The sequence below is a fragment of the Bradyrhizobium sp. S69 genome, from assembly GCF_009766005.1.
Lineage (GTDB): Bacteria > Pseudomonadota > Alphaproteobacteria > Rhizobiales > Xanthobacteraceae > Bradyrhizobium.
This window is the reverse complement of sequence record NZ_LMUK01000043.1, coordinates 472,149-495,835: the sequence shown is the minus strand read 5'-3', so window position 1 is coordinate 495,835 and position 23,687 is coordinate 472,149. Positions and strand designations below refer to the sequence as shown.

19 protein-coding genes are annotated in these 23,687 nt (G+C 62.9%); 7 read left to right on the top strand and 12 right to left on the bottom strand.

Annotated features, from left to right (window positions below):
• Nucleotides 1-82 precede the first annotated feature (82 nt).
• A complete protein-coding gene (locus GSQ88_RS24650) occupies nt 83-2,680 on the bottom strand; it encodes an ATP-dependent helicase (protein WP_159010344.1) in 2,598 nt (865 codons plus the stop codon).
• A 305-nt stretch (nt 2,681-2,985) separates the two neighbouring features.
• Between GSQ88_RS24650 and GSQ88_RS24645 the strand changes: the two genes are divergently transcribed.
• Nucleotides 2,986-3,159: a DUF1328 domain-containing protein gene (locus tag GSQ88_RS24645; protein WP_159010343.1), complete on the top strand. Its 174-nt coding sequence runs from the start codon at nt 2,986-2,988 to the stop codon at nt 3,157-3,159.
• Nucleotides 3,160-3,164: 5 nt separating this feature from the next.
• Here the strand turns inward: GSQ88_RS24645 and GSQ88_RS24640 are convergent, their stop codons facing one another.
• Nucleotides 3,165-3,677 carry a thioesterase family protein gene (locus tag GSQ88_RS24640; protein WP_159010342.1) on the bottom strand — a complete coding sequence of 171 codons (513 nt, stop codon included), beginning with the start codon at nt 3,675-3,677 and terminating at the stop codon, nt 3,165-3,167.
• Between the two features lie 95 nt (nt 3,678-3,772).
• On the opposite strand from GSQ88_RS24640, the gene GSQ88_RS24635 reads away from it, so the two are divergent.
• Nucleotides 3,773-5,188, top strand: coding sequence for an FAD-binding oxidoreductase (locus tag GSQ88_RS24635; RefSeq protein WP_159010341.1), 1,416 nt, complete (start codon nt 3,773-3,775; stop codon nt 5,186-5,188).
• A 12-nt stretch (nt 5,189-5,200) separates the two neighbouring features.
• On the opposite strand, the gene GSQ88_RS24630 is transcribed toward GSQ88_RS24635, so the two are convergent.
• The 7 genes from GSQ88_RS24630 to GSQ88_RS24600 all read right to left on the bottom strand — a co-directional run bounded on the left by GSQ88_RS24630 (nt 5,201) and on the right by GSQ88_RS24600 (nt 14,402).
• On the bottom strand, nt 5,201-5,572 hold the full coding sequence (locus tag GSQ88_RS24630; RefSeq protein ID WP_159010340.1) for a hypothetical protein: 372 nt from the start codon (nt 5,570-5,572) through the stop codon (nt 5,201-5,203).
• Between the two features lie 243 nt (nt 5,573-5,815).
• Nucleotides 5,816-7,390 (bottom strand): alpha/beta hydrolase domain-containing protein, encoded by a 1,575-nt coding sequence (locus GSQ88_RS24625; RefSeq protein WP_159010339.1) that lies wholly within the window; start codon nt 7,388-7,390, stop codon nt 5,816-5,818.
• A 355-nt stretch (nt 7,391-7,745) separates the two neighbouring features.
• The gene (locus GSQ88_RS24620; RefSeq protein ID WP_159010338.1) at nt 7,746-8,135 is read right to left on the bottom strand and encodes a RidA family protein; all 390 of its coding nucleotides are present in this window, start codon (nt 8,133-8,135) and stop codon (nt 7,746-7,748) included.
• A gap of 30 nt (nt 8,136-8,165) precedes the next feature.
• Nucleotides 8,166-10,505 carry an acetamidase/formamidase family protein gene (locus GSQ88_RS24615; protein WP_159010337.1) on the bottom strand — a complete coding sequence of 780 codons (2,340 nt, stop codon included), beginning with the start codon at nt 10,503-10,505 and terminating at the stop codon, nt 8,166-8,168.
• A gap of 132 nt (nt 10,506-10,637) precedes the next feature.
• On the bottom strand, nt 10,638-11,879 hold the full coding sequence (locus GSQ88_RS24610) for an acetamidase/formamidase family protein (protein WP_159010336.1): 1,242 nt from the start codon (nt 11,877-11,879) through the stop codon (nt 10,638-10,640).
• A gap of 64 nt (nt 11,880-11,943) precedes the next feature.
• Complete coding sequence (locus GSQ88_RS24605; RefSeq protein WP_159010335.1) at nt 11,944-13,560, bottom strand: amino acid ABC transporter permease/ATP-binding protein; 1,617 nt, start codon at nt 13,558-13,560, stop codon at nt 11,944-11,946.
• The gene (locus tag GSQ88_RS24600) at nt 13,560-14,402 is read right to left on the bottom strand and encodes an ABC transporter substrate-binding protein (RefSeq protein ID WP_246784993.1); all 843 of its coding nucleotides are present in this window, start codon (nt 14,400-14,402) and stop codon (nt 13,560-13,562) included. The genes GSQ88_RS24605 and GSQ88_RS24600 overlap by 1 nt, the downstream gene beginning before the upstream one ends.
• Before the next feature lie 487 nt (nt 14,403-14,889).
• Here GSQ88_RS24600 and dctP point away from each other — a divergent pair, with 487 nt between their 5' ends.
• The 3 genes from dctP to GSQ88_RS24585 are packed head-to-tail and all read left to right on the top strand — an operon-like array spanning nt 14,890 to nt 17,844.
• Complete coding sequence (gene dctP / locus GSQ88_RS24595; RefSeq protein WP_159010334.1) at nt 14,890-15,948, top strand: TRAP transporter substrate-binding protein DctP; 1,059 nt, start codon at nt 14,890-14,892, stop codon at nt 15,946-15,948.
• A gap of 26 nt (nt 15,949-15,974) precedes the next feature.
• A complete protein-coding gene (locus GSQ88_RS24590; RefSeq protein ID WP_159010333.1) occupies nt 15,975-16,544 on the top strand; it encodes a TRAP transporter small permease in 570 nt (189 codons plus the stop codon).
• A 22-nt stretch (nt 16,545-16,566) separates the two neighbouring features.
• A complete protein-coding gene (locus GSQ88_RS24585) occupies nt 16,567-17,844 on the top strand; it encodes a TRAP transporter large permease (protein WP_159010332.1) in 1,278 nt (425 codons plus the stop codon).
• On the opposite strand, the gene GSQ88_RS24580 is transcribed toward GSQ88_RS24585, so the two are convergent.
• Nucleotides 17,725-18,996: an OpgC domain-containing protein gene (locus GSQ88_RS24580; RefSeq protein ID WP_159010331.1), complete on the bottom strand. Its 1,272-nt coding sequence runs from the start codon at nt 18,994-18,996 to the stop codon at nt 17,725-17,727. The two genes, GSQ88_RS24585 and GSQ88_RS24580, sit on opposite strands and share 120 nt — an antisense overlap.
• A gap of 401 nt (nt 18,997-19,397) precedes the next feature.
• Between GSQ88_RS24580 and GSQ88_RS24575 the strand changes: the two genes are divergently transcribed.
• Nucleotides 19,398-20,708 (top strand): MFS transporter, encoded by a 1,311-nt coding sequence (locus tag GSQ88_RS24575; protein ID WP_174248097.1) that lies wholly within the window; start codon nt 19,398-19,400, stop codon nt 20,706-20,708.
• 98 nt (nt 20,709-20,806) lie between these two features.
• Here the strand turns inward: GSQ88_RS24575 and GSQ88_RS24570 are convergent, their stop codons facing one another.
• Together GSQ88_RS24570 and GSQ88_RS24565 are read right to left on the bottom strand one after the other, a co-directional pair.
• A complete protein-coding gene (locus GSQ88_RS24570) occupies nt 20,807-21,361 on the bottom strand; it encodes a hypothetical protein (protein ID WP_159010330.1) in 555 nt (184 codons plus the stop codon).
• Between the two features lie 332 nt (nt 21,362-21,693).
• Entirely contained in the window at nt 21,694-22,305 is a 612-nt protein-coding gene (locus tag GSQ88_RS24565; protein ID WP_159010329.1) for a TetR/AcrR family transcriptional regulator, read from the bottom strand.
• A gap of 117 nt (nt 22,306-22,422) precedes the next feature.
• On the opposite strand from GSQ88_RS24565, the gene GSQ88_RS24560 reads away from it, so the two are divergent.
• Nucleotides 22,423-23,655, top strand: a complete 1,233-nt coding sequence (locus GSQ88_RS24560) for a cytochrome P450 (RefSeq protein ID WP_159010328.1) — start codon at nt 22,423-22,425, stop codon at nt 23,653-23,655.
• Nucleotides 23,656-23,687 lie beyond the last annotated feature (32 nt).

The following is a 23,687-nucleotide window of genomic DNA, read 5'->3' as shown; positions in this document are numbered from 1 at the left end:
AGATAGAGCGGGATGACGATTCGAAGATAAGCCATCCCGCTCTGGAACGTCGCGATGACAATTGCGGGCATGCGCCGGGCGTTCACGCCCGCTGCACGAAGCTATCGACGACTTTTTTCTCGCCGGCCTTTTCGAAGGCGATGGTGAGCTTGTTGCCGTCGATCTTCACCACCTGGCCGTAGCCGAATTTCTGGTGGAACACCCGGTCGTCGAGCGAGAATTCCGAAACGGTGCCGGTCGATTTCGCGATCAACTCGCCTTCGATCACCATCGGGCCGCGCTTGTTGCGCGAGAAGTCGCCACCCGAACCAGAGGTATCGCTACGCGAACCAGAGGTATCGCCACGCGAACCGGAAAATGGCGACTGGCTTTCCTCGAAGCCGCCGCGGGCCTGGCCTTGTCTGTTGTCTCTGTTGTCCTGACGCCCGCCTTGGCCACGCGCGCGCTGAGCCTGTGCGCGCTGCCAGCCCGGCGTCGAATAGCTCGAGCCAAAGGATTCCATATTGTCGAAGCGCGAGGCGCCGTAGCCGCCGGCGCCGCCCCAGCCGGAGCCGCCTTTGGATTCCGTGATCTCGACATTGTGCGCCGGCAATTCGTCGAGGAAGCGCGACGGAATCGTGGTCGACCACGTGCCGTGGATCCGGCGGTTGGTCGCGAAATAAAGCTTGGCGCGGCGGCGCGCGCGGGTCAGTCCGACATGGGCCAGCCGCCGTTCTTCCTCGAGCCCGGCGCGGCCCTGTTCGTCGAGCGTGCGCTGGCTCGGAAACAGGCCTTCCTCCCAGCCCGGCAGGAACACGTTGTCGAATTCCAGCCCCTTGGCCGAATGCAAGGTCATCAGCGATACCGCTTCTTCTGAGGCGCCGCCGTCGCGGTCCATCACCAGCGAGATGTGTTCGAGGAAGCCTTGCAGGTTCTCGAACTCCTCCATCGAGCGCACCAGCTCCTTGAGGTTATCGAGCCGGCCGGCGGCATCCGCCGAACGGTCCTTCTGCCACATCTCGGTGTAGCCGCTTTCGTCGAGTACGACTTCCGCCAGTTCGGTATGCGTGGCCACCTCGCGCCTGGCGCGCCAGCGATCGAAACTGATGATGAGATCGCGCAACGAGCCGCGCGCTTTCGGCTTCAGTTCGTCGGTCTCGACCACGGCACGCGCCGCCTCGAACAGTGGAATGCGGCGCTTGCGGGCGTGGTCGTGCAGCATCTGCACGGTGGCATCGCCGAGGCCGCGCTTGGGCACGTTGACGATGCGCTCGAAAGCAAGGTCGTCGGCGGGCGAATTGATCACGCGCAAATATGCCAGTGCGTCGCGGATTTCCGCGCGCTCGTAAAATCGTGGACCGCCGATCACGCGATAGGGCAGGCCGAGCGTAACAAAGCGATCTTCGAATTCGCGCATCTGGAACGAGGCGCGCACCAGGATCGCGACGTCGTTGAGGTTGTTGCCGGCACGTTGCAGCTCCTCGATCTCCTCGCCGATGGCGCGGGCTTCCTCTTCGGAATCCCAGGAGCCGGTCACGGTGACCTTCTCGCCGTCGACATCCTCGGTGCGCAGCGTCTTGCCGAGCCGGCTTTCATTATGCGCGATCAGATGCGAGGCGGCGGCGAGGATGTGGCCGGTAGAGCGGTAATTGCGCTCCAGCCGGATCACCTTGGCGCCCGGAAAATCGTGATCGAAGCGCAGGATGTTATCGACCTCGGCGCCGCGCCAGCCATAGATCGATTGATCGTCGTCGCCGACGCAGCAGATGTTCTTGGGCGGCGAGGAGGGCGGGACCTCTTTCCCCCCTTCCACGACGGGAGCGGGAACAGAGGCGCCTTCGCCGTACCCGGGAATGATCGCCGACAACGGTACGCCGGGTTTCGCCGGCGCCTGCGACAACAGCCGCAGCCACAGATACTGCGCGACGTTGGTGTCCTGATATTCGTCGACCAGGATGAATTTGAAGCGGTGCTGGTATTGCCGCAGCACATCGGGCTGCTCGCGAAACAGCCGGATGTTTTCCAGCAGCAGATCGCCGAAATCGGCGGCATTGAGGATCTTCAGCCGTTCCTGATAGCTCGCATAGAGCTTGCCGCCCTTGCCGTTGCCGAACACAACGGCTTCGCCTGGCGGCACCTGCGAAGGCGTCAGGCCGCGGTTCTTCCAGCCGTCGATCAGGCCGGCCAGCATGCGCGCGGGCCAGCGCTTGTCGTCGATATTCTCGGCGGCCAGAAGCTGCTTGAGCAGGCGGACCTGGTCGTCGACATCGAGCACGGTGAAATTGGATTTGAGCTGCACCATCTCGGCATGGCTGCGCAGGATGCGGCCGCCGATCGAATGAAAGGTGCCGAGCCACGGCATGCCCTCGACGGCCTGGCCGAGCATCTGGCCCAGCCGCAGCTTCATCTCGCGCGCGGCCTTGTTGGTGAAGGTGACCGAGAGGATTTCACCGGGGCGGGCGCGGCCCTGGCTCAGGATGTGGGCGATACGGCAGGTCAGCACGCGGGTTTTGCCGGTGCCGGCGCCCGCCAGCACCAGGACTGGCCCGTCCAGGGTTTCCACGGCGTCGCGCTGCTCGGGATTGAGCCCGGCGAGATATTGCGGGCCACCCGCGGCGGCGCGCGCCCGCGCGGCAATGCCGCCAGCGGCAGGCTGGTGCTCAGGGACGCCGGGATGGGTCAGTTTGTTCGGCTCGGTCATTGGCGAATCGTCTTAGCCCACGGTCATCTTGGCCCACGATGGCACCGCGGGGCCGTGAAGGGGAGCCTTCATAGCAGGAATGAAAGGCATATAGGCGTCCGCGGGCCATTTTGACAGGAGTTATCCCGGCGTTCGCGCGAGCTGCCATTCGACCTGTCGTCTCCGGCTTTGTTCCCTTGCTACTGGGCATTTTTGCGATTTTCCGCTCTTGAAGACGGCGGAACTTTGGTTCCCAGGCCGGGTTATTTCCGCATCAGGGCGCGAGAATCGCAAGTCGCGCCGACATCGAAACAGAGGTCGGGGCCATGCTGAGCTGGGTCGTTACGTTGTTGATTATCGCGTTGATCGCTGGCGTTTTGGGCTTCGGCGGCCTCGCCGGCGCTTCCATCGAAATCGCCAAGATCATCTTCTTCGTCGCGGTCGTGCTGTTCCTGGTCTCGGCCGTGGTCGGACTGGCGCGTGGACGGACGCGGGTCTAGAGGCACTATCGCCCCGACGGCATCATCACCTTGCGGCCGATGGCCTCGGGGCGCGCGATGGATGAATGCGCGTTGGCGACCGCTTCGATGCGGGCGCGGATATCGGCAGGGAAGGGCGCGGTTTTGCGCGCGGCCATATCGATATGAAGGGTCATGTTTTCCGATGTGGCCGACAGCCAGCCCTCGGTGGCGTGGCGCAATTCCTTGAAGGTGTGCAGCCGTTTTTCGTCGGCCGCGACCAGCAGCACCGACACCTGCACGGGATCTCCGAGGTGAATCTCGCGCACATAGCGCACATGGCATTCGGCGGTGAAGGTCGAGCCGTGGCGCGCTTTCATATAGGCGGGTCCGATCCCGAGCTCGAGCCATAATTCATCGACGGCGCGGTCGAACATCACGTTGTAATAGGCCATGTTGAGATGGCCGTTGTAGTCGATCCATTGCGGCTCGATCTGCATCACCGATGACAGGAACGGCGTGGGGCGGAGCAGCCCATCGTCGGCGGCGGTCAGTGTCATCGCACCCATCCCCTTGTTTGCCCGTTTGTTCGATCCCGGTCCCTTGACCGCTTATATATCCTTTGCCACGGTCTTTTGGTCGGGAGGAACTCGTTTTGGCTACAACACCACAAAATTTGCCGCGTCCGGAGCCGAAGGTCCTGGCGAGCACGCTGGAAGCGCTCGCAGCAAGGTTCGGCAACCGGTTGATCACCTCGCAGGCGGTGCGCGACCAGCACGCCCATACCACGACGTGGCTGAAGCCGCAGCCACCCGACGCGGTGGTGATGGCGCAGGAAACCTCCGATATCCAGGACGTGGTGCGGATCTGCGCCAAACACGGCGTTCCCGTGATCGCGTTCGGCACCGGCACCTCGCTGGAGGGCCAGGTCAATGCCCCGGCCGGCGGCGTCTGCATCGATCTGCGCGACATGAACAAGGTGCTGGAAGTTCACGCCGAGGATCTCGATTGCGTGATCCAGCCCGGGGTCACCCGCAAGGCATTGAACGAGCATCTGCGCGACCAGGGCGTGTTTTTCCCGATCGATCCCGGTGCCGATGCCTCGCTCGGCGGCATGGCGTCGACCCGCGCCTCCGGCACCAACGCGGTGCGCTACGGCACCATGCGCGACAATGTGCTGGCGCTCAAGGTGGTGCGCGGCGATGGCGAAATCATCACCACCGGCACCCGCTCGAAGAAATCATCGGCCGGCTATGACCTGACCCATCTGTTCGTCGGCGCCGAGGGCACGCTCGGCATCATCACCGAACTCACCATCAAGCTGCGCGGCATCCCCGAGACCATCGCGGCCGCCGCCTGCTCGTTCGACAGCGTGCGCGGCGCCTGCCAGGCCACGATACTTGCGATCCAGACCGGCATTCCCGTGGCCCGCATCGAACTGCTCAACGCCGAGCAGGTGCGCGCCTGCAATTCCTACTCAAAACTGTCGCTGCCGGAGACGCCGTTGTTGCTGCTGGAATTCCATGGCAGCGAGAATGAAGTCGCCGAGCAATCGAAGAATTTTCGCGAGATCGCGGAAGAATGTGGCGGCGGCGATTTCACCTGGACCACGCGGCCGGAGGACCGGACCAAATTATGGCAGGCGCGCCATGACGCCTATTGGTCGGTCAAGGCGCTGCGCCCGGGCGCCGGCGTGGTCGCGACCGACGTCTGCGTGCCGATCTCGCGGCTGGCCGATTGCGTCACCGAAACCGAAGAGGATCTGAAGCGGCTGAATTTGCAATCGCCGATCGTCGGTCATGTCGGCGACGGCAATTTCCACTGCTCGCTGTTGTGCGATGTCGACGATGCCGACGAGATGGCGCGCGGCGAGGATTTCATGCACCGGCTGGTCGAACGCGCGCAATCGATGGGCGGCACCTGCACCGGCGAGCACGGCATCGGGCAGGGCAAGCAGAAATACCTCAAGGCCGAAATCGGCCCCGAGGCCATCGACGCCATGCGCGCGGTGAAGCAGGCGCTCGATCCGCAGAATATCTTCAATCCCGGCAAGATCCTGCCGGCGGCGTAGGACTCGCGTAACTCAGGTCTTGAGGGTGAGGCTGGCCTGCGAACTGGTCTGGATGCCCGTGGTGGCATCGGTGTTGATGGTGGTGATGGTCGCCTTGCCGGCTGCGGTCAGCGCAAACTGGGAGTCGCCGATTCGAAACGTGTTCTTGGTGGTGATCAGCGCCTGTTGGTACTGCAGGCCGGCCGAACTCTGAAGCACGACATTGGCGCGGAAGCCGTTGACCTTGGTGATCGAAACCGTAACGGGCTGGTGGGAGCTATCCGTGCCGGTCCAGCTACCCTGCCATTGCGTCGGATCGACTTTGGCGAATTTCGAGCCCGGCGAGAGCAGGCTCGCCGAAGACGATGTGTAACTCGACTGCAGGATGCTCATGATGTCTGACATTGGAATCCTCCATTGACCCAGCGAAAGCGGGCGGCCGAGACATCACTGCCAGAACAAAATTAATCGTTGCTTAACCAAGCCGGCGGCTTTCGCCCATTCCCGCCGGCCTGGAGCGTTTTCGAGCCAACGGGTCGCGCGAATGCGCGCCCGATGACAGGCTCCGTGGACACCGTTCGCGTCAAGAAAACGCGTCAAAACAAGAATCTAGAGCCCGGTTCTGATTCCATCAGAACCGGAAATGCTCTAGTTGCGCCACAGCGGGCTTGCCGCCGCCGACTGAATGATGACGGCCGCATCGTCCGGCAACAGGAAGCCGTCGTGCTCGAGGTCGCGCGCGGCGATGCGAACGAGGTTCACATAGTCGTTGCGGGTCTTGTATCGTTCCAGCACCGGGCGATGGCTGTCGTGCTTGGCGTCCGCATCGGCCTGGGTGCGCGGAAACGCGACATAGGCGCCGGCCAGCATGCAGCTGAACGACAGCGGCGGATTTTGCTGGGCGTTGGCGCCGAGTGGCACCTGCATATCAGGCAGCCGGACGCCGCCGAGCGCGTTGCCGTCGGCATCGCGCTTGGGGATTTCGATCACGGCCTTGGGCAGATTGGACGGCGCGCGCAGCACCATCGGATTGTCTCCGGCCGGCTCCAGCGGCATCAGGCGATTGGCCGGCGGTTCGGTGCCTTTGGCGACCCAGTCGTCGAGATCCAGCAGGGTCGCGCGTAACACCGGGCTCCAGTCGAGCCGGGCGTAAGGAAGGTCACACTTGACCTTGGGCACAATCGCGTGGGATGCGCCGGCGATGTCATACATGCGGACATTGGCCGGGATCGGCACCTCGCCGCTGCCGTCGCCGCCGGTTCGCCCCAACGAAGCGCGCAGCGAATAGAAGTCGGTGGTCGAACTCAGCATCAGGATCAGCGGCGGCTTCTCGCCGCGCTCCTTCACGTGCTTGATGACGTCGCCGATGGTCAGCACCGCGCCGTGGACGCCGGGAAATTCCGGATTTGAAAAGTCGGGGGTGCCGGTCGCGCTGGATTGCGGTCCGGTGCCCGACTGCATGATCGGCAACATGCCGGCGCCCGAGACGATCACATGCATGCCGTCGAACAGCCGCCGTCCCTCGGCCACGTTGAAGCCATTATACAGGAAGGTCTTGAGGTAACGGCCCGACTGCGACTTGCCGGACGCGAGCGCACGCTTGACCGTGCCGTGCAGTGGATTGGCGGTGCCGGCGTTGTCGGCCGTCGCGTTCCTCAGAAAGTCGGTGGCATCGCGGACGATCGCAAAGCCCACGCCCTCGACAAAATGCTTCTGCCCGGAGGCGTCGGTGAAGGTCGGCAACTCGGTCCCCGGGCCGAGCTCCCATTGCACCTCGGCAACGGCAAAGCCGTGGTCTTGCAGGAAGCCGTTGCCGACGTCGGTCACGCCGGCTTCGAACGGTTCATCGCGCGGGCTGTCATAAAGCCCCTGCGCATAAGGCCGGCCGCGATTCGGGATATCGACCAGCAGCGTGCCGTTGCCGTTCTTCGGATTCTTGGCAAACATTAGCGAGATCTTCGCCGAATATTCCACCATGCCGTGGGCGTTTCTGGCGGCCTTGTCGAGATCCGGAATTTTTTCGGTCGGCGCCAATTCGCCCGAGATCGTGCCTTGCCACCAGACATATTCGCCCGGCTTGAACGTGCCATAGCTTTGCTGCGAGCCGATATCGAGTTTTGTCACCTTTGCGGCCGCGGGCGTCGCGATGCCGCAACCGAGAATCGAGATCGCGAATGCGATCGAGATCGCGAATGCGGCGGAAACAAAACCCAAGCGCGCCATCAGAACAACTCCCGGATGCAAGATGCGGCGCACCTTACAGCACGGGTAATACGCGCGAGCAAACCCCGGCGCGATCAGACGTGTTATGCGTTGGCTCTGTTGCGTCGCATCATTGTCTAAAGCGGGATGACGCCAGGTTGAGCTGGAACGGCGCCGAAAGTTCACCTCTCCCTTGGGAGAGGTCGATTTGCTCCCGGCGATGCGAAGCATCGTCCGGTGCAAATCGGGTGAGGGGTTACGGTCTATCGAGAGAGCAAGAGCCCTCACCCGGATTGCTCCGCAATCCGACCTCTCCCCGCCGGGGAGAGGTGAACGGAAACAGTGGCGAGCCGATTCAGCTAAAACTCATCACACTCTATTCGGCCGGCCGGCGCGCGATCAGGTCGATCTCGATCAGGGCGTCATAAGCGAGGCCGGTGACGCCGACGCAGGTGCGCGCGGGCAGGCGATCTTGCGCGAAATAACTGCGATAGGTTTCATTCATCGCCGCATAGTCCCGCTTGAACTCGGTCAGATAGATCCGCGCCATCGCAACATGCTCGAAGCCGAGCCCGACGCCGGCCAGCACCTTGTTCAAATTCGCCATCACGGCGTGGGTCTGGGCGACGATGCCCTCGGGCAGGATACCGGGCGCCTGCGGCGTATCGGGCATCTGCCCCGTGATCAGGACAAAGCCGTCGGTCTCGACCGCGTGGCTGAACGGCGCGACGGGCTTCGGGCCGCCCGCAATCATGTGAAATATCATGGAATCCCTTTTGATGTTCAGCTTGCGCGTTCAGCGCGTGGTTTGATTGGCAAACAGGCGTTTGCTCAAGGTGGCGTGGACGCCCCAATTGCCGTCGACGACTTGCGTGACGCCGAAATCCACCGCCGCCGAGATCAGCGCGATCGCTTCGTCCTCGCTCAATCCCCTGGTGTTCATCAGGAAGCGGCGAACTTTGCGGAACGCGTCCTTCATCGCCAGATCGAGTGAGGATTTCGCGTAGACCTCGCTTTGGCCCTTGGCGCCGAATTCGGCGAGGTAGTTCGGATGGCTGAAGCCGGTCAGCACCCAATCGGTTTCGGTTTCGATCAAGGGATAGGTCAAATCGGCGAACGGTTGCCCGGCGTGATCGGCTTTCTTGTGCAGCACGACTTCGAAAGTGCCGGTCATCGAGCATTCGATCGCGGTGCCGCTGAGTTCGCCGTCGCCTTGGGCGGCGTGGGGATCGCCGATCGACAGCAACGCTTCGGGAACCGAGACCGGGAGATAGACCGCGGCGCCCTTGCCGAGCCGCCAATTGTCGAGGTTGCCGCCGAAATACGCCGGCGGCACCGAATCGACCAGGCCGGCCTCGCGCGGCGCCACGCCGATCACACCGAAATGCGGCCGCAACGGAATCCGGATGCCGTCGAGCACGCCGTGCCGCCGCCGGATCGTCTCGGCCGCGACCGGAATGCCGGGATAATCATAGGTCTGGTGCAGCACGCCGGACGGATCGGTTTGCGGCTGCCAACGATAAGAATAGATCGCTTCGGCGTGCGGTTCTTCGCCCGGGAAAATCTCGAAGATCGTGACGGATTCGCGCGGCTTCGGCTCGGTGAGGAATTCGTCGTAATGATAGCCCCACCACGCCGCGACGCTGCTGCCGAAGATCCGGCCCTTCAGCGCCGGATTGCGGCTCGGGCGCGGCACCATGTCGAGGATACGAACTTCCAGCACATCGCCGGGCTCGGCGCCCTTGATCGCGATCGGCCCTGTGCAGATGTGAACGCCAAAACCTTCGCCGGCGCCGCGGCCATAGATCGAGGCGTCCATCGGCCCGGCGCCGCGACGCTCGACGCCCTTGCCCTGCGCGGTCCAGCGAAACACGCTCTCGGCGCCCTCGTCGCCGAGGATCATGCGTTCGGGGTCGTCGGAGGCGTGCTGCGACAGCGTCTCGACGGTGATGGTATCTCCCGACGCGATCTCGATCAGCGGCTTCAGTTCGCGGCTGAAAAATCCCCAATGCACATGGTTCGCATCGATCGGCAGATGATGATGCGCGGGCTTGTCCCGCGACCGTGGCGCAAGGTCGGCCGGCTCCAACTCAGCCGCTGCGATCATCGGCGCGGCCCGATGTGGACGCAATTGCGCGATCGCATCCTGCGGCCAGCCGCGCTGCCCGGCCTTGACGCCGAGACCGGACAGCCGCTCGGCCTGCTGTTGCCGGAACGCGCGCGGCGACAATCCGAACCGGTCGCGGAACGAGCGGCTGAAATGCGCGGCATCGCTGAAGCCGCAGCTGAAGGCGATATCGGATACCGATCGGTGCGCCTCGCCGGCGTTGCCGAGATCGGCCCAGCAGCGCTGCAACCGCCGCTCCCGCAGATAATGCGTGAAATTGTCGCCGCTGCCCTCGAACAGCTTTTGCAAGTAGCGCTCCGAGATGCCTTCGATCTGCGCGATGCGCGCCGGCGTGATGTCGGAATCGCCGAGTTTGCGTTCGATCGCGTCATAGATTCGTTGCAGCAGCGCGGGCTGGGTGCCGATGCCGACCGCCTCGGCAGCGCTGGAGGATTTCTGCCGCGACAGCGTCAGCAGCATCTCAGCAAGGCTGAGCCGGATCGTGTTCCAGGCTTCGGGCGACAGTTTCTCGAGTGCTTCGGAGGCGCTCTCCAGGGTGCGGCCAAGCACGTCGGCCAATCCCTCCGGCGCGACGATGACGGCGTCGCGGCATTCCGGCAAATTGATCTTGCGGCCGCCAAAGCTCTCGGCGGTCACCGATAGCACGATGGCGCGCATGTCGCGGTGAAAAGTCACCCGCCAGTCGTTCTGGCGCGGCAGCAGGATGATGCGGCCGCTGGGGATCGTTTGTGGGGAACCACCGGCCTTGAGCACCGCGCCGTCCTCGGCCGGCATCAGCAGGATCGGCAAATCGGCCCGCCGCGGCAACGGCGAAAAAACCTGCGGGCCCGCGGCAAAACGCATCAATCCGACGCCGTCTAGCGAGGCGCGGGACAGCGCCGTGGCGTGTTCGCCATAGCGGGCCGATAGCGGCGAAGATCGCAGCCCAAAGCCGCCCAACACGTCCTGCCAGGCTTCGGTTCGGTCGTGTTCCGAGTAGGATTCGCTGGTAAACGCGTGGATACTCATGGTTCGGCCGGCGTCATGAGCCAATTCCGAAGCAACCGCCATGCCAAGAAGCGGGGGCACGATTCGTCATGGCCGGGCATAGCCGTCCGAAGGGCGGCGTCGCTTCCGCTCCCGCCTATGCCACGACGAGCGTTAGGTGCACATGAACACGTTCTTCCGGATCGAGCCGTGCACGCCCCAATTGGCGTCGACCACCTGGGTCACGCCGAAATCGGCCGCTACCGACATCAGCGCGATCGCCTCGTCCTCGCTCATGTGGTGAACCGTCATCAGGAACCGCCGCAGCTTACGGAATGCGTCGCGCATCGCCTTGTCGAGGCTCGAATGGTTGACGATGTCGGTCTGGGCGTTGGCGCCGAGTTCGGCCAGATAGTTCGGAAACGTAAAGCCGTACATCGACCATTGCTGATCCGTTTCCAGCATCGGATGGGTCAGGCCTTCCATGATGGTGCCGCCGAGATCGCGGTTCTTGTGCAGGATGAATTCGAAATCGCCGGTCAGCGAGGTCTCGATCGCGGTGCCGCCGAGTTCGCTGTCGCCCTGGGCTGCATGGGGATCGCCGACCGAAAACAGCGCGCCGGGGACCGCGACCGGATAATACATCCGCGCGCCCTTGCCGGCGCGCCAGTCGTCGATATTGCCGCCGGTGTACCCAGGCGGGATCGAACTGACGAAATCGGATTCGGCCGGCGCCAGCCCCATGGTGCCGAAATGCAGCCGCGCCGGCACGCGGACGTTCTGCAGAATATTCTCACGCTTTTGCACCAGCCGATGGTCGACCGGCACGCCCGGATAATCGATGGTCGGATGCACGATGCCGTCAGGGTCGGTCTGCGGCGTCCAGCGATAATTGTAGACCGCCTTGGCGTAGGGCTCGCCCGAGGTATCGAGCTCGAAGATGGTGATGACCTCGCGCGGCTTCGGCTCCTCGATCAGGTCGTGATAGTGAAATCCCCACGACGCCGCGGCATTCGAGCCGAAGCAGCGCCCGGCATGGCAGGCGTTGCAGCTCGGCCGCGGCCGAACATCCAGGATCCGCACTTCCAGGATATCGCCGGGCTCGGCGTTCTCGATCGCAACGGGCCCGGTCAAAAGATGCACGCCGACGCCTTCGCCGGAGCCGCGTATGAAGGGTCCTTCGGTCGGGCCGGCGCCACGGCGCGCGATGGCCTTATGTTCTTTGGTCCAGCGGAACACGCTTTCGGCGCCGGGATCGCCCGCGATCATCCGCTCATGGTCGTCATTGGCGTGGTGCGTCAGCGTTTCGATGGTGGCGCGGTCGCCGGATTTCAGCGTCAACGCCGGTGCTATCTTCTTGCTGAAATAGCCCCATTGGACGTTGCTGGGCGAAACGGGAAGGAGATGGTGCTTCATGCTGATGGCCTCGGATGACGCTTGTGGAATGCAAGCCTGCTTTGAGTTTCGGGACGGGCGCGGCTCAGGCCGGCGCCACGCTTGGTTTGTCGGCCTCCATCACGTTGAGAAAACGCGCGGTGATGGGGTGGCGTGGCCGGGTCAGGACCTCATGCGCGGGGCCTTCCTCGAGGATGGAGCCGCCGCTGAGAAACACCACGCGGTCGGCGACCTCGTCGGCGAAGCGCAATTGATGCGTCGAGATGATCATGGTGAGCCCGTCCTCGACCGCCAGCCGCCGGATCACTTCCAGCACTTCATTGACCAGTTCGGGATCGAGCGCCGAGGTCGGCTCGTCGAGCAGCAGCACGGCAGGATTGGGTGCGATCGCGCGCGCGATCGCGACCCGCTGCTGCTGGCCGCCGGACAAATGCCGCGGCAAGGCGTTGGCGCGCGCGCCGAGGCCGACCCGTTCGAGCAATTCGCGGGCGCGACGCTCCGCGTCGGCGCGTGAGACGCCGTGAACCCAGCGCAACGGACCGGCAATGTTCTCCAGCGCGGTGAGATGACCGAACAGGTTGAATTGCTGGAACACCATGCCGACGCCGACGCTGGCGCGTTCTTCGGCCAGCGCCCGCGGCGACAGCGCCTTGCCGTCTTCGCGAAAACCCATACGGCGGCCGCCGACCTTGACGGTTCCGGCATCCCAGCCTTCGAGGTGATTGATACAGCGCAGCAGCGTGCTCTTGCCCGATCCGCTCGGACCGAGCAGCGCGATCACCTCGCCGAGCCGCACCGTCAGATCGACGCCGGCCAGCACGGGCTGGCTGGTGTAGGCCTTGTAGAGACCGCTGACGTCGACCACGATTTCATTATGCGCCAGGGTCGCCGAGCGCTTGGTCCGATCCGCCCGCGAGGCCTTGACGTCCTTTGGTGCGGCCGGGGAGGGAGCCTGTTCGTTGTCATGCGCGGCCGGTTTGCCTGCGACGGGCCCCAGCACCAATGGCGCACGGTACCACGGCAGCCAACGCGCAAAGCGGTTCGCGGTCGCGGGCCGGTCGAGATCGAGCGCGCGTTCGACCAACAACTGGATCACGCTGACGCCGGTGGTGAGCACCAGATAAATCAGTCCGGAGGCAAAGAAGATCGAGAAGAAATCGAAGGTGGAAGACGCCAGTTGCGTGCTGCGCAAGGTCAGTTCCTGCACGGAAATGACACTCGCCAGCGACGAATTCTTCAGGGCGCTGACGGTCTCATTGCCGAACGCCGGGATCATCGTGCGGATCGCCTGCGGCGCGATGATCCTGCGCATCAATCGCGAAGGCGTCATCCCGAGCGCCTGGCCGGCCAGCACCTGGCCGCGGTCGATGCCGAGCACGCCGGCCCGGAGCATTTCGGCGATGAAGGGCGCTTCATTGGCCGCGAGCGCCAGGCCCGCCGCGCCGATCGCGCTGAGTTTTATGCCGATCTGCGGCAGCGCGTCGTAGGCGAACACCATTTGCAGGATCAGCGGCGTGCCGCGGAAGATGATGGTGTAGCCCCGGGCGAATGCAGCCAACAGCCAGAACCGGCTGAGCTGCATCGCCGCGAGGACCAGACCGAGCAACAATCCGCCGACCAGACCGAGGGCCGTCACCGCCAGGGTGAACCAGACGCCCGCGATCAGGTACGGCAGACTGAGGTAGTGAAGGAACAGGGACATCAATCGGCCGTCAGGATATCCGGTTCCTTGAAGTTGTTCGGATCGAGCTCCCACTTCTTCAAGAGGTCCTTGTGGATGCCGGCCTTCTGGACTTCGATCAGCGCCGCCAGCACCGCATCGCGGAATTTCGGCTTGTCCTTGGGCACGCCGATGCCGACTGAATAGGGGATGGTGACCGCGATCGCCTTCTCCAGCTTGTCCGGATTAGCCTTCACCGCCTGGTCCACGGTATTGACGTCGTTGACATAGGTGTCGGCACGACCGGCCAGGATCGCCTGGATGCAGTTGGCGTTGTTGTCATAGAGCTGGATGGTCGGCTCTGCCTTGCCTGCTTCCTTGCACTTCGGCGCCAGGTCCTGCACCAGCGGTACCTCGACATAGCCGGTATTCTCGGCCGCCGCGGCGCCGCAGAGCGACATGTTGATGCCGTCGATCTTCTTCGGGTTGCCCTTGGCGACCAGCACGCCGTCGAACACTTTCGAGTAGGTGATGAAATCGGCCGCCTTGGCGCGTTCCTTGGTGGCGTAGATATCGGAGATCACGATATCGGCCTGGCCGCTCGACAGCGTCGTCAGCAATGCCGCGAACGTCACCGCCTTGTAGGTCAGCTTGAAGCCGAGGCATTCGCCGATCGCTTCGCCGAGATCGATGTCGAAGCCGACATATTTGTCGGGGTCTTTGGGGTCGATCGCTTCATAGCCGGGGGTGTGGGGATTGATCGCGTTGACCAGCGTCTTGCCCTTCCAGTCCGGGTATTTTGTCTGCAATGCCGCGCAGCCTGCCGGCGCCGCCGCCTGGGCCTGTCCCGCGATGCAAAGCGCAATCAGGCCGGCAACCCCCATGGCGACGCTGCGAAGCCGACTGGCGGATCCGATTTTCTTGCGCGCGTTCCCAAATAGACTTCGTGGCACCATGGCACAGACTCCTCTGTTGCTGACGAGCGGATGCGCTCGGCAAGGCTGACTGGTGGCCAACGGTAGAGGCGGCGTTGCGCCAATGCTTGTCCGCAGGCGCACAAACCCTTGCAGCCGGCGCTCCAAAATTTGGGCATCGGTCGCAACTTTTGTGGGCTTGTTGCTCAAACGGCGCTCAGCGTTGGTGCGGCGTTCCAGATCGCCGCGTTTGCCGTATCGCGGTGCAGCAGAGAATGCGCGACCTGCGCTTGAACGTCGACGGCTGTCACAAACGAAACTAACGGACGAGATCGCTCCCGGCGATTGCGCGTTGCCGATCAAGGGGCCGCAAGGCTATGCTGTGGCCAAGCGTCTTGCGGCCATGCCCTCAGCGGCGATCGGCTGACTTCATAAAACGCACCGGGAGATCTTGCGAATGACACACCGTCTGACACGCCGTGATTTTGCCAAGGCTTCGGTGATGGCCACGGTGGGGGCATCGATGGCTGCCATCGCGGCACCGGCCCTGATCGGTTCCGCGCGCGCCGATGAGCCGCTGCGGCTGCGCTGTTCGCTCGATACCGCGCCTTCGCATCTGCGTAACGTTTCGGTGCGGGATTTTCTCGGCAAGGTCGAGGCCGCCGCCGGCGGCAAGATCAAGACCGAGCTGTTCGAAAGCGGCCAGCTCTATCCTGATCTTGAAGTCGGCAAGGCGCTGATTCAGGGCCAGGTCGAAATGGCCGCGCCCGGCAGCTGGACCATCACCGGCATCGTGTCCGACGCCGATTGCTTCCAGCTTCCGGCGCTCTATGGCCAGCCGATCGAGCTGATCCACCGGGTGATCGACGGCAAGCCGGGGCAATATCTCAACACGCAGATACAGCAGAAGCTGCGCTCGCATGTGGTCGGGCCGTATCTCGATCTCGGTTTCCAGAACTGGTACAGCGCCAACAAACCGGTCACCAGCCTTGCCGACCTCAAGGGCATGAAGATCCGCAATTCGGGCGGCGCCGGCCAGGCTTGGCGCGCCCGCTTTCTCGGTGCGATCCCCAACACCACGGCGTGGCCTAACGTGCCGCTGGCGCTGTCGCAGGGCACCTTCGACGGGCTGGTGTCCTCGAATGAAAGTCTGGCCAGCGCAAAACTCTGGGATTCCGGCGTCAAATACGCGCTGGCGGATCGCCAGTTCACCGCCGAATATATTCCGCTGATGAGCCAGACGTTCTGGGACAAGCTGTCGCCCGATCTGCAGAAGATCATGACCGACGTATGGGCGCAGAACATCCCGGCCTACCGCAGCAACATGGCCGCGGCCCAGACCAAGGCGCGCGCCACGCTGGAAGAGCACGGCGTCAAGTTCAGCGATCCGACCGAGGAGCAGACCGCCGCGGCGCGTAAATCGATGCTGCCGGAGCAGGATCAGCTCGCCAAGGACATCAAGGTGTCGCCGGAACTGGTCAAGCTGATCATGGCTGACGTCGGCAGCGGCAGTTGAGCGTGACTTCACGCGTGTCTCGGCGAGTGTTTTGGCTCAAGGCATCATCGGCAGCGCTGCATTGGTGGGACCGGATCGAGGAGACCCTGGTGGGCCTGCTCGGCCTGATCGCGCTGGTGATCGGCGTGCTCCAGGTGGTCGGGCGTTACTTCGACCCGGCGCAGGCCATCAGTTACGCCGAAGAGGTCATCGTCTATCTCATCATCTGGGCGATCATGATCGTCTCGAGCCAACTGGTGCGGCGCGACGGCCATGTCCGGCCGGATCTGGTGCTGCGGCTGTTGTCGCCGCGCTGGTTGCGCATCGTCGAGATCTTCAATTGCCTGGTTGCGATCGTATTTTGTGGAGCGCTGGTCTGGTACGGCTGGGAGATCGTCGACACCTCGCTCTTGATCAACGAGACCTCTTCGACCGATTTGCAATTTCCGATGTGGATTTATTACCTCGCGCTGCCGGTCGGCAGCGCGCTGATGCTGGTGCGCTACATCATGCGGCTGGTTCGTTTTGCATTGTTCTTCGATCCGGCCATGACGGTGGGCCCGGTGCTGCACGATGAAATGCCGAGCGGGCTGTCGCCGCCGCTGACCGATCGCTGAGCCCGGGCGCCCGTAAAAACTCATGCTGACCCTCCTGTTCTTGCTGTTGTTCTTTGGGCTGCTCGCAGCCGGGATGCCGATTTTCCTGGTGCTCGGCATGTGCGCGGGCATTCTCTACATCGCCACCGGCCAGCCCTTGATCGGCGCGGCGCAGATGGTGATCAACAAACTCAATTCGACGACGCTGATGGCGCTGCCATTGTTCGTGATGGCGGCGGCCTTCATGCGCTCGGGCGGCGTTGCGAAGGCGCTGGTGGACGTTGCGACGGCATGGCTTGGCGGCATCCGCGGCTCGCTCGGCCTCGTGACCGTGGTGGCATGCACGCTGTTCGCGGCGATCTGCGGCTCCAGTGTCGCGACCGCGCTGGCGATGGGTACTATCCTGGTGCCGGCGATGATCGAACGTGGCTATCCGCGCTCGTTTGCGCTGGGCGTCGTCGGCGCGTCCGGCACCATCGGCATCGTGGTGCCGCCGTCGCTGGCGCTCATTCTCTATGGCATCGTCGCCGAGCAGTCGGTGCCGCGGCTGTTTTTGGCCGGCGTGCTGCCCGGCCTGCTGCAGGCCGCGGCGTTCGCGCTGTGGGTGCTGTATTATGCGAGGAAGCACAACTTCCCGGTCGAGCCGGTGCTGCCGCTGGCGCAGCGATTGCGCGTCACCGGGCATGCGATCCCGGCGCTGGCGGTGCCGCTGGTCGTCACGGTCGGAATCTATGGCGGCGTCGTCACCGTGACCGAGGCCGCGGCGCTGTCGGCCGCGGTGGCGCTATTGGTCTCGCTGATCTTCTACCGCGGCTTCCATTGGACGCAGACCCTGCGCGTCATCACCGACGGCATCCGCAGCGCCGCCACCATCATGCTGATCGTGGCGACCGCGTTGGCGTTCGGTCACTGGATGACCGAATCAGGCATTCCCAACCAGCTCGTCAACTTCGTCATCGGTCATCATTTCGCGACCTGGCAGTTCCTGCTGATCATCAACGGGCTGTTGCTGGTGCTCGGTTGTTTCCTCGAGGTCACCGCGACCTTGCTATTGGTGCTGCCGATCCTGGCGCCGGCGTTGGTGCCGCTCGGCGTCGACCCCGTGCATTTCTCCATCATCTTCACCCACAACATGGAGATCGGGCTGGTTCATCCGCCGGTCGGGCTCAATCTGTTTGTGCTCTCGACCATTTCGTCCGCGTCAATCGGCGAGGTGATACGCGGTATCCTGCCGTTCCTGGTGCTGCTTTTGATCGTGCTCGCGATCATCACCTATGTGCCGATCCTGACGCTGTGGCTGCCCAACGCCGTGTTCGGCTGAGATCGGCGCGGGCTCATTGGAGCGCGTGACCGTCTTCCGGGCGTCCTGCTCCTTGGACCACGTAATATAGTAGGCGACGAGGGTCAGGATCGCGATGCCGGTGGCGCTGACCAGGATCTGCGTCAGCACCGAGCCCGAACTGATCATCAGCGTGAAATGACCGATGAAGGCGAGAAACACCCCAACACAAAATACGGCCAGCGATTGTTCGCCGCATTTGATCAGCGGATCGAACATCGTCCACTTCAATCCTTGCCAATCCTTGCGGATGAAGCGCGTGACGACAAACACCATGACGACGAAATGCAGGGCACGGTACGGCGCGAGATTTTCCTTGTCGTTCGGATTGAAGGCGTCGAGTAGCCAGGCCGGGAACAACTGCCCGAAAGCCGCAAAGCGTCCCGCCATCGTCATCACGAAAGCAAATATCAAATAGGCGATCGCCAGATCGAGCGCGATCACCGATCTGAGGAACCGAGGGGTGTCCTGCGCGCGATGCAGCGCGGCCCAGCCGCCGAATACAAAAAGCAGTTGCCAGCAGAACGGGTTGAAATACCAGTCGCCATCCGGATAGGACGCCAGATTCCATCCGAACGTGCGCGCGCCGAAATAAAGCGCCAGCGACGCGGCCATGGTGAGTGCCGGCTTGCGCATCATCATCCAGAGCGCCGGCGGCAAGAACAGCATCAATACGATATAGAGCTGCAGCACATCCAGATTGAGTGCTTTCGATTGCAGGAACAAAGCGTGGTACAGGATTTTGACCGGATGCTCGACAAACGCTGAAATGTTGAACTCGTTGATGAGGTCTGGCGCCGAATATTGCCCCGCGATGTATCCGATCGAGACGACATAGCTCGTGAACAGGACGATGTAGGCGGCATAGAGTTGCCATGTGCGCTTGAAGATGCGGGTGGCGCCGACGATGACGCCGCGTTCCAGCATGATCCTGCCGTAGACGGTCGCCGCCGTGTAGCCCGAAATGAACACGAACAAATCCGCCGCGCCGCTGAAACCGTAGTTTCTGGACGTGATCAAGTTCACCACATTGTTGGGAATGTGATCGAGGAACAGGAACCAGTTCGCCAGGCCCAGAAACAAATTGAGCCGCAGATCCTGGTCGTTGACGGCGAGATTGAGCTTGATGTTCATGCGGGTTGTCGTTGGATCTTGTTCTTGTTCTCAAGCTTCGCATGCGCCCGACCGCGACAGCCGGCGCACTGGCTTAGGATTTTTGGGCCTTACGATTTAACGATCTGTTCTCGATACCGAATCACATCGACGGGAGACGGGATAACGCGTTCGTCAATCGGAAAACCGAAAGCTTTTCAAGCCATCACGATGCAAAAGATTCTGATAAGCCGAGCGGCAAATCAACGATAAGGGAGGCTATTGGAGCAAGAATATGTCATTATGCTGCACTTGCGAAGTAGAAAATTCGTGAAGGTGATATGCTTGGTTCAGGGGGGAATAAACGCCGCATGCCGGGGAGCGCGCTCGATGTATCCGTTTGATGCGCATTCACGTCGATCGCGGCGCGGGAAGCCGCCGGGATGCGTGATCTGATGCGGCGGTTGCCCTTTTTTTACGGCTGGATCATCATCGCCGTGACGTTTGTCACGATGGCGATCGGCGTTAACGCGCGCACCTCGTTTTCGCTGTTCTTTCCGCCCATCATCGACGAGTTCGGATGGGAACGCGGTGTCACGGCCGGCGCCTTTTCGTTCGGCTTTCTGGTTTCGGCCGCGGTCAGCCCGCTGATCGGCCGCGCGATGGACCGCTTCGGGCCGCGCATGGTGATGGAACTCGGCGTCGCGCTGATGGCGGCGGGTTTGTTGCTGGCGCCACTGACGACGCAGCCCTGGCATCTGTATTTGACGATCGGCGTGCTGGTCGGCGCCGGCAGCATCTGCCTTGGTTATTCCGGCCAATCGCTGTTTCTGCCGAACTGGTTCAACCGTCGCCGCGGCCTTGCGATGGGACTGGCCTTCGCCGGCGTCGGCATCGGCTCGATCACGCTGCTGCCGTGGGTGCAGCACATGATCGAGCAAACCGGCTGGCGAACCGCCTGCACCGCGATGGGCATTCTGGTTCTGGTGGTGCTCGCGCCGATCAACCTGTTGCTGCGCAAGCGGCCGCAGGACATCGGGCTCGAACCGGATGGTGACGCGGCGCCGTCGGCGTCGAGCGTGCCGGTCTCGAATGTCGTCGATCCGGTCTGGGCCGGCATCGACTGGACCTTGAGCCGCGCCGTTCGCACCGCGCGCTTCTGGTGGATCGCACTGGCGTATTTCTGCGGATTGTACATCTGGTACGCGGTGCAGGTGCACCAGACCAAATATCTTCTCGACATCGGCTTCAGCCCGAACGTGGCGGTGTGGGCGCTGGGCGCGGTCAGTCTGCTCGGCATTCCGGGCCAGATCGCGCTCGGCCATCTGTCCGACCGGGTCGGGCGCGAATGGATATGGGCTGCGAGCTGCGTGGGCTTTGCCATCTGCTTTGCCGCACTGGTTGCGTTGAAATATTTTCCGACGCTGCCGCTGGTCTATCTCATGGTGCTGACGCAAGGCGCGCTCGGCTACGGCCTCACCTCGATCATGGGCGCGGTGGTGGTGGAGATTTTTCAGGGCAAGCATTACGGCAGCATCTTCGGCACCATCATGCTGGCGGCGCTGGCCGGCGGCGCCGCCGGCCCCTGGGTCACCGGCGCGCTGCACGACCTATCGGGGAACTATACGCTGGCTTTTGTGATCGGGATCGGCGTCAGCGTGCTGTCCGCGATCGCAATCTGGCAGGCATCGCCGGGCAAGATCCGCGCGGTCGCAGGCCAGTTGCACAAGGCGCAGGGCGCGGGCGTCGGCTAGAGTGCGGACTCACGCGCGATCGCCTCGCCGGCGTCGCCAGAAACGACGCCGGTCATGTCAGATCGAGGGCTTTCGCCGTCCTCAACTTGATCAGAGTCTCAAACGGCAGAAATGTAGAAAGCCTCATCATTTCCGGCCGCCCATTGGGGTTGGGTCCCCGGAGCATAATACTGGCAGTTGACGGCGCCGCTGCCACTCCCCCTGAACGCGGTGACCTCGTCACCGGCCAAACGCAAATAGGCGTTTGGGTAGCTTATGGAGCGGATCGCAAAGGCAGGACTGTCGGGTATGGGAACCAAGTGAAAAACTTCATCGTTTCCGGCCGCGACCTGCGGCTGGGTTCCCTGAGCGTAATATTGGCAGTTGACGGTGCCACTTCCCCCGCCGTTGAACTGAGTGACCCGCGAGCCGTCCATGCGCAGATATGCATGTGCAGAAACGGTCGAACGAATCGCGAAGGCTGTGCCGTCAGCCGTTGGGACGAGTAAAAAAACTTCGTCGTTGCCGGCCTGATTTTGTGGCTCGCTTCCTGGTCCGTAATACTGACAGTTGACGGTGCCGCTTCCGGCCCCGTTGAAGCCCGTCACCTTGGAGCTGTCGATGCGCAGGTGTGCATTTGGGGAAGTCGCGGAACGAATCCAAATATTGGTCATAGCGTTTTCTCCGTGTGTGAGAGTGCATTTCTCCTTTTGGAGACTGGATGCCGCGAACAAGTCGTAGCGCCAGCCGTTGTCGCGGGAGGTCGCCGGCGGCGATCCCGCTTGTTTCGACACTACTGCACGTTGTGCGACGCTGCAGTGATCCAGCTCACAGGAAGACGCATAAGAATATTCGTTGGTCGTTCAATCGCGCCTCTTCCGGTTGGAGAAGAGGAAAAAGGCTTGCGGACCTATTTCATCAAAGGCCGTGACAATTTGATCGATGTGTTCACGATCCAGCCGTTGGCTGCGTGCTCATGAGTCCGCGTCATTGCAGGAAGCCTGCGTCAGGCGGATGAGGCTCCCAGGGCTTTCTGCAAATCGCCGATCGCGCGCAGGAAGCTGTCGGCCGGCGTGGTCTCGGGATCGATCAGGCGGTGCAGGCGAAAGCCGTCCTCGAGCGCCAGCACGATCGCGCCGGTCCAGGCCGGGTTCGGCGAACCGTTCTTCCCGGAGTTTCTCGATGCGGTTTCGACGATATCGGCGATCAGTTGTCGTCGCGCGCGCAGCCGCTGGGCAAGTTCGGGCCGGCGCTTTTCGGCGCGCGCCACAAAAAGGATCATCTCCATGTGCAACAGCGGGGAACGCGCCAGCGGGTCCTGCCGGCTGCGGTCCATGCTCTTCAGCGCATCGATGTAATCGGCGAGGTTGTCGTGTGTGGCGAGCAGATCGAGATTGCGTCGAATCGACCGCTCGACGTGATCCTCGATCATGGCGATGATCAGTTCGTCCTTGCTCTTGAAGTTCGAATAAAACGCGCCGCGGCTAAAACCGGCCGCCGCCGCGATCGCTTCGATGCTGACGCCGCCGATGCCCTGTTCCTCGAACACGCGCGCCGCCGCCTCGAACAGCTTGTCGCGGGTATCGTCCCGGGTCGGTCTGGTTCGGACTCTTGACATCGGCGGATTTTAGGTCAGAATGCAACTCAATACAATAGTGTATCGAGTTGCAATGCCGGGTGACTGCGCCCGGTGCGCTCAAGATGCAGACAAGCGTGGCAACACAGGGAGGTCACCATGAACGAGCATGTTCAGGCTGCGACGACCGGGCCGCTTTTCAACCCGCTGGCGCCGGAATTCATTCGCGATCCCTATCCGCATTACGCGCGGCTGCGCGCCACCGATCCGATGCATCAGACCGCGTTCGGTTCGTTCGTTGCGAGCCGCCACGCCGAGGTCAGCCTGGCGCTGCGCGACAAGCGCTTCGGCAAGGACTTTGCCGAGCGCACGATCCGGCGCTACGGCCCCAAGAGCCTGGAAGAGCCGGTGTTTCGCAGCATGAGCCACTGGATGCTGCAAAAGGATCCGCCGGACCACGCCCGTTTGCGCGGGCTGGTGGTGAAAGCGTTCACCGCGCGCCGGGTCGAGGACATGCGCCCCCGCATCCAGCAGGTCGTCGACGAAACGCTCGATCGGATCATCCCGCAGGGCCGCATGGACCTGATCGAGGATTTTGCGTTCCGCCTGCCGGTCACCATCATCTGCGACATGCTCGGAATACCCGAGGAGCAACGCGAGCTGTTTTATACCGGCTCGCGCGATGGCGGACGCCTGTTGGACCCGGTGCCGCTGTCGCCTGAGGAAATCGCGAAAGGCAACGCTGGCAACCTGATGGCCGCGATGTATTTCCAGCAATTATTCGATCTGCGGCGCAAGCAGCCCGGCGACGATCTGATCACGCAATTGGTCCAGGCCGAGGAGGACGGCAGCAAGCTCTCCAATGAAGAACTCACCGCCAACATCATCCTTTTGTTCGGCGCCGGCCATGAGACGACCGTCAATCTGATCGGCAACGGCCTGTTGGCCCTGCATCGCAATCCCGATCAGCTGGCTTTGCTGAAGGCCAATCCCGGCCTGATCACCAACGCGATCGAGGAGTTCCTGCGCTACGATTCCTCGGTGCAGTTGACCGGCCGGGTGGCGCTGGAAGATATCGAGGACCTCGGCGGCAAGCGGATTCCAAAGGGCGAAAACGTGCTGTGCCTGCTGGGGTCGGCCAACCATGATCCGGCGGTCTATCCGGACCGGCCCGGCAGCCTCGATATCACCCGGCCGAATGTGAGGCCGCTGTCCTTTGGCGGCGGTATCCATTTCTGTCTCGGCGCCCAGCTCGCCCGCATCGAGGCGGAAATCGCCATCGCGAGCCTGCTGCGCCGGCTGCCGGATCTGCGGCTGGATGACGCCGAAAACCCGCAATGGCGGCCGACCTTCGTGCTGCGCGGTCTCAAGGAGCTGCCCGCCAGCTGGTGACAGCGTCGATTGGTCTTTCCGGCGCGCTGTGA